Source organism: Bacteroides sp. AF20-13LB, assembly GCF_003603065.1.
GTDB classification, from domain to species: domain Bacteria; phylum Bacteroidota; class Bacteroidia; order Bacteroidales; family Bacteroidaceae; genus Bacteroides; species Bacteroides uniformis.
Window position 1 is genome coordinate 297,065 of sequence record NZ_QTMH01000004.1, and the last position, 14,983, is coordinate 312,047.

Annotated in this window: 8 protein-coding genes; 6 read left to right on the plus strand and 2 right to left on the minus strand. The window is 51.9% G+C overall.

The window, feature by feature from the left end:
* Window positions 1-127 precede the first annotated feature (127 nt).
* Complete coding sequence (locus DWX62_RS06310; protein WP_005828298.1) at window positions 128-3,031, plus strand: insulinase family protein; 2,904 nt, start codon at window positions 128-130, stop codon at window positions 3,029-3,031.
* 188 nt (window positions 3,032-3,219) lie between these two features.
* On the opposite strand, the gene DWX62_RS06315 is transcribed toward DWX62_RS06310, so the two are convergent.
* Window positions 3,220-3,846 (minus strand): trimeric intracellular cation channel family protein, encoded by a 627-nt coding sequence (locus tag DWX62_RS06315; RefSeq protein WP_005836440.1) that lies wholly within the window; start codon window positions 3,844-3,846, stop codon window positions 3,220-3,222.
* Between the two features lie 134 nt (window positions 3,847-3,980).
* Between DWX62_RS06315 and DWX62_RS06320 the strand changes: the two genes are divergently transcribed.
* From DWX62_RS06320 to DWX62_RS06340, 5 genes are all read left to right on the plus strand, one after another.
* The gene (locus tag DWX62_RS06320) at window positions 3,981-5,075 is read left to right on the plus strand and encodes a UDP-N-acetyl glucosamine 2-epimerase (RefSeq protein WP_022401058.1); all 1,095 of its coding nucleotides are present in this window, start codon (window positions 3,981-3,983) and stop codon (window positions 5,073-5,075) included.
* A gap of 299 nt (window positions 5,076-5,374) precedes the next feature.
* The gene (locus DWX62_RS06325; protein ID WP_035448288.1) at window positions 5,375-7,960 is read left to right on the plus strand and encodes a DUF5686 and carboxypeptidase-like regulatory domain-containing protein; all 2,586 of its coding nucleotides are present in this window, start codon (window positions 5,375-5,377) and stop codon (window positions 7,958-7,960) included.
* A 12-nt stretch (window positions 7,961-7,972) separates the two neighbouring features.
* Entirely contained in the window at window positions 7,973-9,244 is a 1,272-nt protein-coding gene (locus DWX62_RS06330) for a replication-associated recombination protein A (protein WP_005828284.1), read from the plus strand.
* A gap of 90 nt (window positions 9,245-9,334) precedes the next feature.
* Window positions 9,335-10,291 carry a D-2-hydroxyacid dehydrogenase gene (locus DWX62_RS06335; protein WP_035448286.1) on the plus strand — a complete coding sequence of 319 codons (957 nt, stop codon included), beginning with the start codon at window positions 9,335-9,337 and terminating at the stop codon, window positions 10,289-10,291.
* Between the two features lie 9 nt (window positions 10,292-10,300).
* A complete protein-coding gene (locus tag DWX62_RS06340) occupies window positions 10,301-11,386 on the plus strand; it encodes an endonuclease/exonuclease/phosphatase family protein (protein ID WP_005828281.1) in 1,086 nt (361 codons plus the stop codon).
* Between the two features lie 99 nt (window positions 11,387-11,485).
* Here the strand turns inward: DWX62_RS06340 and DWX62_RS06345 are convergent, their stop codons facing one another.
* Window positions 11,486-14,887, minus strand: a complete 3,402-nt coding sequence (locus tag DWX62_RS06345; protein ID WP_120172652.1) for a TonB-dependent receptor — start codon at window positions 14,885-14,887, stop codon at window positions 11,486-11,488.
* Between the last annotated feature and the right edge of the window lie 96 nt (window positions 14,888-14,983).

Consider the following 14,983-nt stretch of genomic DNA (forward strand, 5'->3'; position numbering starts at 1 on the left):
GTTTACGGGTGATATTATATACTGAAAACCATCATTTTTCCGAAGATTTCGTAAATGTTACGTGATTTTTTTATAGCTTTGCCTACATATAGGAAAACACTTTTATTACATAAAAACACTTTATTTTATGAAATCATTTCAATTTAAGTCACTTCTTCTGCTGGCTGCCCTCATCATTTCCCTGCCCTCCTTCGGACAAGGACTGAAGGCGTTCAAGCTGAAGAACGGTCTTTCCGTATATATATGGGAAGATGAATCCAAATCGGACGTGTTCGGACTGGTAGGCGTACGTGCCGGTTCCATCAACGACCCCGAAGAGTACACGGGACTTGCACACTACCTGGAGCACGTCATGTTTAAAGGAACAGACAAGATAGGCGCGCTGAACTGGACGGAAGAAGAACCGATCTACAAGGAAATCATCGCCAAGTACGACCAGATGGCCGAAGAAGCCGACCCGGCAAAAAAAGAAGCCATCAGCAAGGAAATCAATGAGCTGACCGTCAAAGCTGGAAAATTGGGACTTCCCAACGAATACTCCAACCTGATGGAAAGCATGGGTGCCAAAGGGGTGAATGCAGGCACCTACTATGACTGGACCTTCTATCACAGCTCCTTCCCTGCCTATCAGATAAACAAATGGCTGGAAATCTCCTCACAACGTTTCCTGCATCCCGTATTCCGTTCCTTCCAGTCGGAGCTGGAAAACGTGTACGAAGAATATAACCGTTCACAAGATGACCAGGGACGTGCACAGAACCAGTTCGTGATGGAGAAAGCTTTTGAGGGACATCCTTACTCCCGTTCCATCATCGGCCTGCCCGAACATTTGAAGAATCCCCGCCTGAGCAAGCTGATTGAATTTTACGAACAATGGTATGTCCCCGAAAACATGGTACTGGTACTCGTAGGAAACATCAAAGCCCAACAAATCAGCGGACGCATCAATGCCGCCTTCGGACGTCTGGCTGCCAAGCCCGCACCCGAGCGCAAGGTCTACCAGAACCTCGAAATAAAGGGCCGCAAACAGTATTCGGCTAAAGTAGGATTCTACCCGCAAGTGGCAATGGTATTCAATGGAGTACCTGCCGGACATCCCGACGAAGACGCTCTGGACATCGCCCTGGCACTGCTGAACAACAACAGTCAGACCGGAACTATGGACAAGCTGGTACTGGACGGTGAACTGACCAGCGCCGGAGCCTACACCCGTACTTTCCGCGAACAAGGACGCGCCATCGTAGCGGCCATTCCCCTCTACGACGAAAACCAGCGCCGTTTCGAGTCGACCAAGAGCGCCGAAAAGAAAGCCTTGAAAGCCATCCAGCAAATCGCCAACGGAGAATTCGAGGACTGGAAAATTGATGCCATCAAAGCCGAGAAATGCCGCCAGTTCGACCTGGAAATGGAGTCGAACGAGGACAAGGCCATGATACTGATGAACGCCTTCTACAACGAGCAGGACTTGGGCGACATACTCAATTACAAGGACAAGATTATGGCCATCACCACTGACGACATCAAGCGAGTAGCCAAGAAATATCTGTCAGACAATTACCTGGCCCTATATATCGAAAAAGGAAAGCCTGACAAGAACGCCAAGATTGAGAAGCCGGGTTACAAACCCGTAGAACCTCCGATAGGAAAAGAATCGCTCTATGCAACACAATTCAAAAACCTGCCCATCGGACAGATGGAGGAGAAATTCGCAGACTACGGCGAAGTGCAAATCAAGCAACTGAACGACCGTTCAAAGATGTACTACACACCCAACAAGGAGAATAACGTATTCCAGTTGGTTGTACAATACGGAGCCGGTGAACGCGAATTCCCAAAACTTGGCTATGCCGCCCAGTTGATGAACAACGCAGGCATCATGGGGGCCTACGAACCGCAAGAGTTGAAAGAAGAACTCAGCAAGCTGAACGCAACCTGCCACGTGACAGCCGATGATGACAACCTCTACATCATCATGGAGGGCTACGAAGCCACCCTGCCGCAAGCCTGCCAGCTACTTTCACGCCAGATTTTGATGCCAAAACTGGACGAAAAGCAACTGGCACGTCTGAAAGGTTCGGCAATGGGTATGCGCCAGCAGCGCAAAGACAACGTCAGCATCCTGAACGAAGCACTGCGGCAGTACATGCTCTACGGAGAGAAATCAGACTACATCAAGGAACTGACCGACAAGGAGATTTACGAATTACAGATTTCAGAACTGACGGGCGACATCAACCGCGCCTCCAACTACGAGGCAAAGGTGTTCTTCACCGGAACACTCCCCTTCGACCAAGTATACGATATCCTGAGCAAGAACCTCCCATTGGTGGCCAACGAACGCCCGTCCAACTCCCCACAGGCAAAGGACATGATGCCGGTGACCGAAAACACCGTCTACTTCCTGCCTAACAACGATGCAGAACAAGCCCAAATCCACCTCTACATCCCGATGCAGAAGGCTGACAAAAAGGACGACGTGCTGCGTAGCGCATTCAACCAATACTTCGGTCTTGACTTCACCGGCATCGTTCTGAACGAAATCCGCGAAAAACGCTCCATGGCCTATACAGCCTACGCATTCGTCGGCACGCAAGGCATAGCCGGAAAAGCAAGCTATCTGCGCGGCTACATCGGTACCCAGAACGACAAGGCAAACGATGCATTGGACGTACTGATGGGTCTCGTCAACGACATGCCGAAAAATCCGGAACGTATCGACAACATCAAGAGCTACCTCCGCCAAGCCATGCTGACCAGTCACCCCAGCTTCCGCAACAAAGCCATGGAACTGGTAGACTTGGGCTACAGAGGCTACACAGACGACCCAGCAAAGGAAAACCTGCCGAAAGTAGATGCACTGACCTTTGACGACATCGTGAAATTCTACGAAGAGAACATCAAAGACAAACCTTACTGCATTTCCATCATGGGCAACCCAAAGAACATTGACCTGAAGCGACTGGAAAAATTCGGCAAGGTAGTGAAACTGAACGAACGCAAACTTTTCAACACGAAGGATGCATTGTTCTAACCTTGTTTTATCCCCTTAGCAATCCCATCCTCTTTCCCCCTTATCAGGGGAACGAGGAATATGAAAGATTCCCCGACATTTCGGTTCCAAATGCCGGGGAATCTTATTTTTAACACCTGAAGTTCTTTTGCACATTGCCCGGAATTTCACCGGAAAATCCCTGAGATTCTCAGACAGCAGATAACGGACTACCCTTCCTGCTCCTCTTCATTGCCCGAAAGGATAGGCAGGCAAATCCTATACTTCACCGCCAGTATGCGGGTAACGAACACCGTCACACCGCCCACAATCTGACACACGAAAGACTCCATCCCCAGAAGATGGCACATCCAGTAGAAGGTTCCTCCCACCACACAAGCCATCGCATAAATCTCCTTCCGGAATATCAGCGGAATTTCGTTAATGAATACGTCACGTATCACACCTCCCGCAGCCCCGGTGATGCTGCCCATAATGATGGCCACCCAGAAGGGATAGCCCAGCGCGATGCTCTTGCCCACGCCGACCACCGTGAACAGTGCCAGGCCGATACTGTCGAATATGAAGAACGTATTGTGCAGATGGATGAGATGTTTACCGAAGAGGATGACCCACAACAAGGCCAGTCCGGTACAAATCAAGTAAATGGGATCCGTCATCCAGCCCGGGGTGACGTCCAGCAACAGGTCGCGTATCGTACCGCCGCCAATGGCCGTCACAAAACCCACCACATACGCTCCAAACCAGTCGAACCGCTTGGCCGAGGCCAGGCGTATGCCACTGATGGCAAAGGCAAATGTGCCAATGAAATCGAGTATCTGAACAAATGTTGGCATTGTCATACTGAAATTAAGAATGAATAATTAAAACACTGCTATTTTCAAGAAGTACTCAAAATAATAGGCAAAGTAACAAATAATTTCCCTAAGAAAACGTATTTTTGTCGTATCATTTTTCACCAACTACGACAATGAGAATAACAATCGTATCGGGCGCACGCCCCAACTTCATGAAAATAGCCCCCATCTGCCGCGCCATCGACGCCGCCAGAGAGGCAGGAAAGAACATCTCCTACCGCATCGTCTACACCGGTCCGCAGGATGACACCAGCCTGGATGCCTCGCTCTTCTCCGACCTTTCCATGAGGAAACCGGATGCCTACCTCGGTGTCACCGGACACAACCACTCGCAGGTGGCAGCCTCCATCATGCTCGCCTTCGAGCGGGAGTTGGACGGGCATCCGGCACAAGTCGTACTGGTGGTAGATGACATGACCGCCACTATGAGCTGCTCCATCGTCGCCAAGAAGCGCGGACTGAAGGTGGCGCACGTCATAGCCGGCACACGCTCTTTCGACATGAACATGCCCCGCGAGGTGAACCGCACCATCGTGGACGCCATTTCCGACTATCTCTTCACCGCCGGCATGGTGGCCAACCGCAACCTCAACCAGGAGGGCATGATACCCGAATATATCCACTACGTGGGCAACATACTGATTGACACCATCCGTTTCAACCGCCACCGCCTGGTGCAGCCCATGTGGTTCTCCAGCCTCGGCCTGCGGAAAGGGAACTACCTGCTGCTCACCCTCAACCGCCGCGACCTGCTGGAGAAGAAAGCCGTACTGCACTCCCTGCTCCAGACCGTCATCGAGAAGGCCGGCGGCATGCCTATCGTCGCCCCGCTACACCCCTACGTGCAAAAGGCGGTGAAGTCGCTGGAAGTGAATGCTCCCAACCTGCACATCCTGCCTCCGCAGAGTTACCTGCACTTCGGATTCCTCATCAACCAGGCACGGGGCATCGTCACCGACTCGGGAAACATCGCCGAAGAAGCTACCTTCCTCGACGTCCCCTGCATCACCCTCAATACCTATGCCGAGCATCCCGAAACCTGGCGCATCGGTACCAACGAGCTGGTAGGCGAAAATTCCTTCGCTCTCTCCGCCTCGCTCGACAAGCTGCTGCACGGAGAATGGAAGCACACCACCCTGCCCGACCGCTGGGACGGACGAACGGCGGAACGCATCGTACAGACACTACTGAACGGCAACAATTCATAATCCTCCATAAACTCTATCCCAAGCTTGCAAACGTCTATCCCAAACCTACGGACGCTTATCCCAAGCTTGGGTCTTTCTATCCCAAGGCTTGGGATAGAACTTTATCCATACGTTGTGCAACTTTATCCTTTATATCCGGCAACTTTTCTATAAGGCTTCTGTACGTTTTTTATCTGTATCCGGTAAACAAGACATACGACTTTCACGTTCATTTAACCATATCTCCCGTTTCTTTAGTCTATATTTGCTTCTTGATTAACCTTAATTTGTTAACTTTGCGCCCGAATTATCTGTAACTTATGAAGCAAAGATATACAATTTACGCCCTTTTCCTGCTGTCACTGTTCGTCTCCATCAGCGCATCCGCCCAGATAAAGGGTGTCATCACAGACTCCCTCACGAACGAACCGCTGATGTACATCACCGTACAGTATGAAGGGAAAGGTGTAGGCGGCATCTCCAACGCAAACGGTGAATACCAGGTGGAAACCCGCAAAGGCTGGGATGAGCTGACGTTCTCCGCCGTAGGCTATATCACCAAGAAAGTAAAACTGAAACCCGGCACCCGGGTGCTGAACGTCAAACTGCAATCGGATGACATCATGCTCTCCGAGGTCGTGGTGAAGCCCCAAAAGGAGAAATATTCCCGCAAGAACAACCCCGCCGTGGAGTTCATGAAGAAGGTCATCGAGAACAAGAAGGCGCTGAAACTGGAAGAGAACGACTACTACCAGTACCAGAAGTACGAAAAGATGAAGATGTCGCTCAACGACGTCACCCCTGACAAAATGGAAAAAGGCATCTACAAGAAATTCTCCTTCTTCAAAGACCAGGTGGAGGTATCACCCAAGACCAACAAAATGATTCTACCCATCTCCATCAAGGAGACGGCCAGCAAGACCATTTTCCGTAAAAGCCCCAAAAGCGAAAAGACCATCATCGAAGGTATGAACTCCACCGGTATCGAAGAGTTCTTCAACACCGGAGACATGCTGGGGACCATCCTTACGGACGTATTTTCCGACATCAACATCTATGACGACGACATCCGCCTGCTGCAACGCCGCTTCGTCAGCCCCATCGGCCGCGGAGCCATCAGCTTCTACAAATACTACTTGATGGACACGCTCATGGTGGATAGGCAGGAGTGCGTGCACCTCACCTTCGTTCCCCAGAACCCACAGGACTTCGGTTTCACGGGGCACCTCTACGTGGTGAAGGACTCCACCTATGCCGTGAAGAAATGTACCATGAACCTGCCCAAGAAGACGGGTGTCAACTTCGTGGAAAACCTCGACATCGTGCAGCAGTTCGAACAACTGCCCGACGGAAACTGGGTGCTGACCGATGACGACATGACCGTGGAACTGCACTTTGTGAAAGGCATCCAAGGCCTGGAAGTGCAACGGACCACCAAATACAGCGACTATCAGTTCACGGAGATAGAACCCCGCCTCTTCCGCCTGAAAGGAAATGTCATCAAGGAGGCGAACATGCTTGCCAAGAGCGACGAGTATTGGGCGAAAGTGCGCCAAGTGCCCCTCACCAAGAAGGAGAGCACGATGGACGTATTCATGAACCGCATCGAACAGATTCCCGGCTTCAAGTACGTCATCTTCGGGGCGAAAGCCTTGATTGAGAACTTCGTGGAGACGGGCAGCAAGAACCATCCCAGCAAGTTCGACTTCGGCCCTATCAATACAATGATAACCAGCAACTACGTCAACGGCACGCGCTTCCGTCTGAGCGGCATGACGACCGGTAACCTCGACCCGCATTGGAGCCTAAGCGGTTACGGTGCCTACGGAACCAAGGACAAGAAATGGTTCTACTCCGGGCAGGTGGCCTATTCCTTCAACAAACGAGAATACGTATTGTGGGAGTTCCCGAAGCACTACATCGCCTTCAAGTACACCTACGACGTGATGTCTCCCATGGACAAGTACCTCGCCACGGACAAGGACAACTTGTTTGTCGGTTGGAAATGGACTACGGTAGACCAAATGTCCTACATGCGCGACGCCACGCTGACCTACGAGCTGGAGACCAATACCGGCTTCTCCGTACAGGCCATGGCACGCCACCGCAACGACCAGCCTGCGGGGCAACTGCAATACTGGAAGAACAACGGAGAAACACCCGGACAGTGGGATGAAAAGAATACGCTGGTGCACGACATCACCACTACCGAGCTGGGTGTGACCCTGCGTTACGCTCCTGGTGAAACCTTCGTCAACACCAAACAGCGCCGCGTGCCCGTATCGTTGGATGCGCCCACCTTCACCCTCTCCCACACCGCCGGATTCAAGGGCGTGCTGGGTGGAGAGTACAACTTCAACTTGACGGAAGCCAGCATCCGGAAGCGCTTCTGGCTCGGCTCGTGGGGCAAGCTGGACGTAACGGCACGTGCCGGTGCGCAATGGAACACCGTTCCCTTCCCCCTGCTGAACCTACCGATGGCGAACCTCTCGTACATTACGCAGAACAACGAGTCCTTCAACCTCATCAACAACATGGAGTTCCTGAACGACCGTTACGCCTCCCTCAACCTAAGCTACGACATGAACGGAAAACTCTTCAACCGCATCCCGCTCATCAAGAAGCTGAAGTGGCGCGAGATGTTCCGCATCCGTGGTCTGTGGGGCACGCTGACGGACAAGAACAACCCATACAAGAGCAACAATCCCGACTTGTTCCTCTTCCCCATGCGCGACGGTGTACCCACCAGCCACGTCATGGGCAAGACTCCCTATGTGGAAGCCAGTGTAGGTATCTACAATATCTTCAAGCTGCTCCACATAGAATATGTACGCCGACTGACCTATACGGATATACCGGGAGTGAAGAAGGGCGGTATACGCTTCATGATATTAATGATTTTTTAAGAGTTACATACTATGCAACCATTAGCAGAACGGCTTAGACCAAGAACATTAGATGAATATATCGGTCAGAAACATTTAGTGGGACCGGGTGCAGTGCTGCGTAAGATGATTGATGCAGGACGTATCTCTTCGTTTATCTTATGGGGCCCTCCGGGAGTGGGAAAGACAACCCTGGCACAGATTATCGCCAACAAGCTGGAAACCCCTTTCTATACACTTAGTGCCGTGACCAGCGGTGTGAAGGATGTACGCGACGTGATAGAGCGTGCCAAGAGCAACCGCTTCTTCTCGCAAGCCAGTCCCATCCTCTTCATCGACGAGATACACCGTTTCAGCAAGTCGCAGCAAGACTCGCTGTTGGGAGCCGTGGAGCAAGGCACCGTGACGCTGATAGGCGCCACCACGGAGAACCCTTCGTTCGAGGTCATCCGCCCGCTACTATCCCGCTGCCAGCTCTATACCCTGAAGTCACTGGAGAAGGACGACCTGCTGGAACTGCTGCAACGCGCCATCACCACGGACACCGTGCTGAAGGAACGGAAAATAGAACTGAAAGAAACCACTGCCATGCTCCGCTTCAGCGGAGGAGACGCCCGCAAGCTGCTCAACATCCTCGAACTGGTGATAGATTCCGAAGCCACCGACCCTGTCCTCATCACGGATGACATGGTGACCGAACGCCTTCAACAGAACCCTCTTGCTTACGATAAGGATGGCGAGATGCACTACGACATCATCTCCGCCTTCATCAAATCCATTCGCGGCAGCGACCCGGATGGCGCCATTTACTGGCTGGCACGCATGGTAGAAGGCGGTGAAGACCCTGCCTTCATAGCTCGCCGCCTCGTCATCTCCGCTTCCGAAGACATCGGACTGGCCAACCCCAACGCGCTGCTGCTTGCCAACGCCTGCTTCGACACGTTGATGAAAGTGGGATGGCCCGAAGGACGTATCCCCCTGGCAGAAGCCACCATATACCTTGCCACCAGCCCCAAGAGTAATTCAGCCTATATGGCCATCAACAATGCCCTGGAACTGGTACGCGAAACGGGCAACCTCCCCGTCCCCCTGCACCTGCGCAATGCGCCCACCAAGCTGATGAAGCAGTTGGGCTACGGCGAGAAGTACAAGTACGCCCACGACTACCCCGGCAACTTCGTCAAGCAGCAATTCCTGCCCGACGAATTGAAAGACCGCCGTATCTGGGAGCCACAACTCAACCCTGCCGAGCAGAAGCACAAGGAACGGATGCAGCAACTCTGGGGAGAGGAAAAGAAATGGTAAACTATCAATTAAAATTAAAAATTAAAAGTTAGAGATTAAAAGTCGGATACAGAAAATCCCCACAACAAATAACTTATAACTCATAACTCCATGAATATAGTAGTATTAGACGGCTATGCCGCCAACCCCGGTGACCTTTGCTGGGACGAATTGCAAGCCTTGGGCGAGTGCACCATCTACGACCGCACCGCCCCTGCGGAAGTATTGGAACGCGCCGCTGGTGCAGAAATCCTGCTGACCAACAAAACCGTGCTCACCGCCGAGCACATGGCGGCACTGCCCGAACTGAAATACATCGGTGTGCTGGCTACCGGATACAACATCGTAGACACCGCCGCTGCCAAAGAACGCGGCATCATTGTCACCAATATTCCCGCCTACAGCACCGACTCCGTTGCCCAGATGGTCTTTGCCCATATTCTGAACATCACCCAGCAAGTGCAACACCACTCTGAAGAGGTGCACCGGGGCCGCTGGACAGCAAGCAAGGACTTCTGCTTCTGGGACACGCCTCTCATCGAACTGCGCGAAAAGAAGCTTGGAATCGTAGGCCTGGGCCACACCGGCTTCACCACCGCCCGCATCGCCATCGGCTTCGGTATGAAGGTATGTGCCTACACCTCCAAGACCAACTTCCAGCTTCCTCCCGAAATCCGCAAGATGGAGCTGGACGAGTTGTTCCGCGAATGTGACATCATCAGTCTGCACTGTCCCCTCACCGACTCCACCCGCGAGATGGTGAATGCAGAACGGCTTCGGTTGATGAAGCCCACCGCCATTCTCATCAATACCGGACGCGGCCCGCTCATCAACGAACAAGACCTTGCCGACGCACTTAACAACGGTACCATCTATGCCGCCGGCGTAGACGTACTCTCGCAAGAACCTCCCCGTGCCGACAATCCGTTGCTCTCCGCCCGCAACTGCTACATCACTCCGCACATTGCCTGGGCAAGCACCGCCGCGCGCGAACGCCTCATGCAGATTATGCTCGAGAACATCAAGGCCTACCAAGACGGCAAGCCGGTGAACGTAGTGAATAAATAAGCAAACAACATGGGAAAGTCCGCCGTAAAAGGTCTGTTCTACATCTGTCTGATAGCAGCGACATTCGTCTTGGCCACCATCACCATAATGGCAGCCTTCTCAGGAAATGTAGCTCCGGTCGATTCCGTCATCATGCCATTACTGGGGCTGGCAGTGCCCGTACTCCTGATTGTCAATCTGATAACGGCACTCTGCTGGGCATTGGCCCGTAAGCGCTGGGCACTGGTTCCGCTGGTGGCATTCTTCTGCAACTGGGGATATCTGACGTCTGTCTTCCAGCTCCACCTGCCGAAAGACAAAACCCCGGCAGGCAAGTATCTGAAGATAGCCACCTACAACATACACAACTTCGGAGGTGAGATTACCGGTTATTCCTGCAAGGAGATAGCCCGGTACATGCAGCAGGAAGGCGTGGATGTGCTGTGCTTCCAGGAGTTCGGAGACAACAGCGACTTCCCCACAGACAGCATACGGCGCGTACTCTCGCATTGGTCACACGCGCTCATCCCTTCTGAAGACTCCGTCAAGGGCGTACTGCCTATCGCCGTATTCAGCCGCTATCCATTGGCGAACCACCGTTTCATCACTTACCAGCACAGCTCCAACTGTAGCATGATGTGCGATGTAGTGATGGGTACGGATACCATACGTCTGATAAACAACCACCTGCAGACCACCAGCGTTAGCCAGAAGCGCAGGAAGTGGGAACGCGAGCTGGCCACCGACGACACCCGCCGCGAAGTCCAGGCAGCCAAAGATGCCGCAGGCACCCTGCACGAAAACTTCATGAAGCGGGCCACGCAGACTTACGTCATCAGCCACTACGCTAAGACCAGCCCCTATCCCGTGCTGCTATGCGGCGACTTCAACTCAATACCTTCCTCCTACACCTACCATCATTTGAGGAAAACCCTCAAAGACGGATTCCGCACTGCCGGAAACGGATACATGTACACCTACCGCTATGCCAAACGCATGTTGCGTATTGATTACATCTTCCACTCCCCTAGCTTGAAGGGTATCGAATACTACTCTCCGGACCTGGATTTGTGCAGCGACCACAATCCAGTGATTATGGAGGTTGAAATACAATAAAGTAAAGAAAGCCCAAAATAATAAGGGCTGTCCCGGAAATCCCGGAACAGCCCTTGCCTTATCATATTCTGCCATTCAACGGAGGTTATCTGCACCCGATTAGTTGAACACGTAACGGATACCGACTTGCAACTTCCAGCATTCGCTGTAGTTCTGATAGGTGTCGTAAGTCTTGGTAGGATATTCACCGTTCACCTTATACATGGAGAATACCGGAGTCAGGTCAGTGGCGCTCTTCACCCCTTCATACTTCAGGATTCGGTTGCTGTTGGAAACGGTATTGGTCTTGGAGATACCCCATTTGGAGTTGATGAGGTTACCCACGTTCATGATGTCAAAACTCAACTGGAAGCAATGCTTGGTCTTGCCAATCTTGAATTCGAAATCCTCCAGCAGACGGAAGTCAAAGCGGTGCACCCACGGAGCGCGGGCAGCATAAGCCTCGGCATACTGTCCTTTGTGATTCTTCAAGTACGAATCCTGCTCTACGAATTTCCAGAAGGCAACGCGGTCTTCCTCTGTCTTGAAGTTGATTTCACTATCGTCCTTCGGAATGTACATCAAGTCGTTGTTGATACCATCGCCGTTCATGTCGTTGGTGTAGCAGAAGCTGTAACCGCCGGAAGAATAGCCGGAATAGAACAGATTCAGGTGTGTGCCGCGAAGCAGGCCTTTGTGTCTGAAGGGGATGTAGTAGCCCACAGAAGCAATCACCTTATCGGGAACCACATACTGTGACCGTTGTGCATCCACATAATTGGAACCATCAATCGTGTTCAATCCCTGCCAAGTGGAGATAGGGTCGCTGCCCGGAAGACCGGAAACTTCTTTGGACTCCGTGTGCGTATAGGCCAGCATCAGCATCAAGTCATCCACCGGCTGGGCATTCACCGTGATGTTTGCCGTATAGCCGTAGCCTTTGGATGTATTGTCGAGTACCACGGCATTCTTGCCATTGTAATGCACGAAGTCGCCTGCATATTTCACATTCTTGTCGGGGTTGTCATAAAGAGAATAAGAGTACACCATGCGGTTATCCGCACCATTGAAACGTTGCATACCCGTATGCAACAGTTCCGTAGTTGTCACGTCTTTTCCATCAGCGCCCTTGACGGTGGTCAGCTTATTGTACTTCCATTCGTCGGGGTTCTTGATATTGATGTTGTTGATGGTAACGGCATTCACATTCTTCGTGAACATGAACTCTCCCGTCACGGTCAAGGGGAAAGATACGGGTACCTGATAGTCCACCGCGATAGACGACTTCCACACCTGCGGCATCTTGAAGTCCTGAGCCACACCGGAAATCTTGCTTCCCGCCACGTGTTTCTCAATCGTGGTGGGGAGGTTGAACTTGTCGATTATCTGGTTCATGTCCGTAATCATGCCGCCTGCCAACTGGTCCAGACGGGAATCATGGCCCACCACCTTTCCATTGTCATATTGGGTCTTAAAGGTAACGGAGTTCTGTACCATAGAAGCATTGGTCGGCATATTGGTGAAGAAAACCAACGGCAGACGTCCGGTAAACACACCCGTACCTCCACGTACTTTCAGCGACTTGTCCTTGAACACGTCCCAAACGAAACCTATACGGGGAGAAATCTGCCATCTGGAATCCGGCCACTTGCCAGTGTCGATGTGCTGCCCGTCGAAGTCAAGCTCATAGATGGCATCGTTTCTCTGGAGGTCGTCGTTGTCGAACATCAAGTTGTCGAAACGGATACCGTAGGTCAGTTTCAGACTGTTGCCGAGGTTCCATTCATCCTGGGCATAGAAACCAAGCTGGTTGAAGGTAACCTGAGCATTGGGGTTGGCCACACCGTTGAAGCCATAAGTCAAAGCGAATGATTCGGGAGCTGCGCCACTCAGGAAATCTTCCAGACTGTTATAGCGGTAATATCCCGTACCGTTACGCATATAGGCGTTGTTGGCAAACTGGTGCTCATAGCTAAGACCTGCCGTCAGCTTGTGGTTACCGGTGAAGAAGGTGAAGTTATCGGTAATGTTCGTAATCTTGTTCTTCACACCGTTGTTGTAGGTGAACAACTCGTAACCGGCGCTCATGTACGGTTCCAGAATCTGGTTTCCATTCTCGTCCTTGCCTGCCATGATGTCGATGAAGGGGAAAGGAGAAGAATTGGTGCCGCGCATGTCCTCTATATTGGTGTAGGTGAACAGCAACTGATTGGAAATCTTATCGGTGAAGCGGCTGTTCAAATCTGTCGCCCAAGACTGCACCTTGTTGTCCATGGAATACATGCTGTTGGCAAACGCCATAGACTGCGTACCTACGCGATAAGTATTGTTCAAGCGATATCCCGTATCGGAAGAGTTACCGTTCGGGGCATTCCAAGCCGTATTCTTCGTATTGTTGTAGCGGAGGCTCAAGCGATGGCGGTCCGTGATGTTCCAGTCGATGCGGGCCAGAATCTTGGTGTTCTCCTCGTCAGCAGGAAAACTTGTGTAAGAGCCTGCGTCGTAGCCGTACTTGTCCTTCAGATGGTTGTACACCTTCTCCATATCCGACTTCAGCGTACGGGACACCATACCTTTTGCCTCTTCACCGTCCTCACGCGCGCGATACTTTATAACCTCTCCCGGAGTCTTCTCCTTTTCGTAGTTTACGAAGAAGAACAGTTTGTTCTTGATGATAGGACCGCCCAGCGTGAAGCCGTAGGTAGTCTTGGACTCGTCGGAACGTGCTCCCAGGTCCTCGCCGTTGATGCGGTTACCGCGCATGTCCTGGTTGCGGTAATAGGTATAGGCAGTACCTCTGAACGTGTTCGTACCACTCTTGGTAATGGCGTTGATGCCGCCGCCTATGAAGTTCGTCTGGCGCACGTCGAAGGGAGCCACCACTACCTGCACCTCTTCGATGGCATCCATGGAGATGGGGTTGCCGCCGCCGGGGAGGTTGGAACTAAGTCCGAAGTTATTGTTGAAGTTGGCACCGTCGATAGTGAAGTTCGTGGAACGTCCGTCACCGCCGGCAAAGCTCATGCCGTTGGCGTAGGGAGAAAGGCGGGCGATGTCGCTGATACTGCGGTTCACGGTAGGGAGCTGCGTTATCTGTGCAGAAGAGATGTTGGTAGTGGCACCCGTCTTTTCGGCGGTAAACTTGGTCTTGGCAGCCGTCACAATCACTTCGTTCAGCAGCTCGGAAGATTCGCTCATCTCTACGTTCAGGTTATACACCTCGCCCAGTTGGAGAGTGATGTCCTTATAAATAACTGTCTGATAGCCGATATAGGAAATCTCTACCCGATAGGGACCACCGGTGCGCATACCCTGGATGGAATAGCGTCCGTCGACATTGGTCACGGTTCCGTAGCGCGAACCGGAAGGCTGGTGCACCGCCTGGACAGTGGCACCAATAATGGGCTCATTACTTGCATCCGTCACCTTACCCGCCATAGAAGCTGTGGTGACCTGCGCATCTACACCCACGGTGGCCAGTAACAGCAGCACCGTCAGTATAATTCTTACTCTCTTTAACATAATGTCTTTTAAATTAGTTTCTTAAAACGTTATATTTCTTAAAACATTGGCAAAGATACGCAAAATTATATATAAAGGCATTACAACGCGATTACA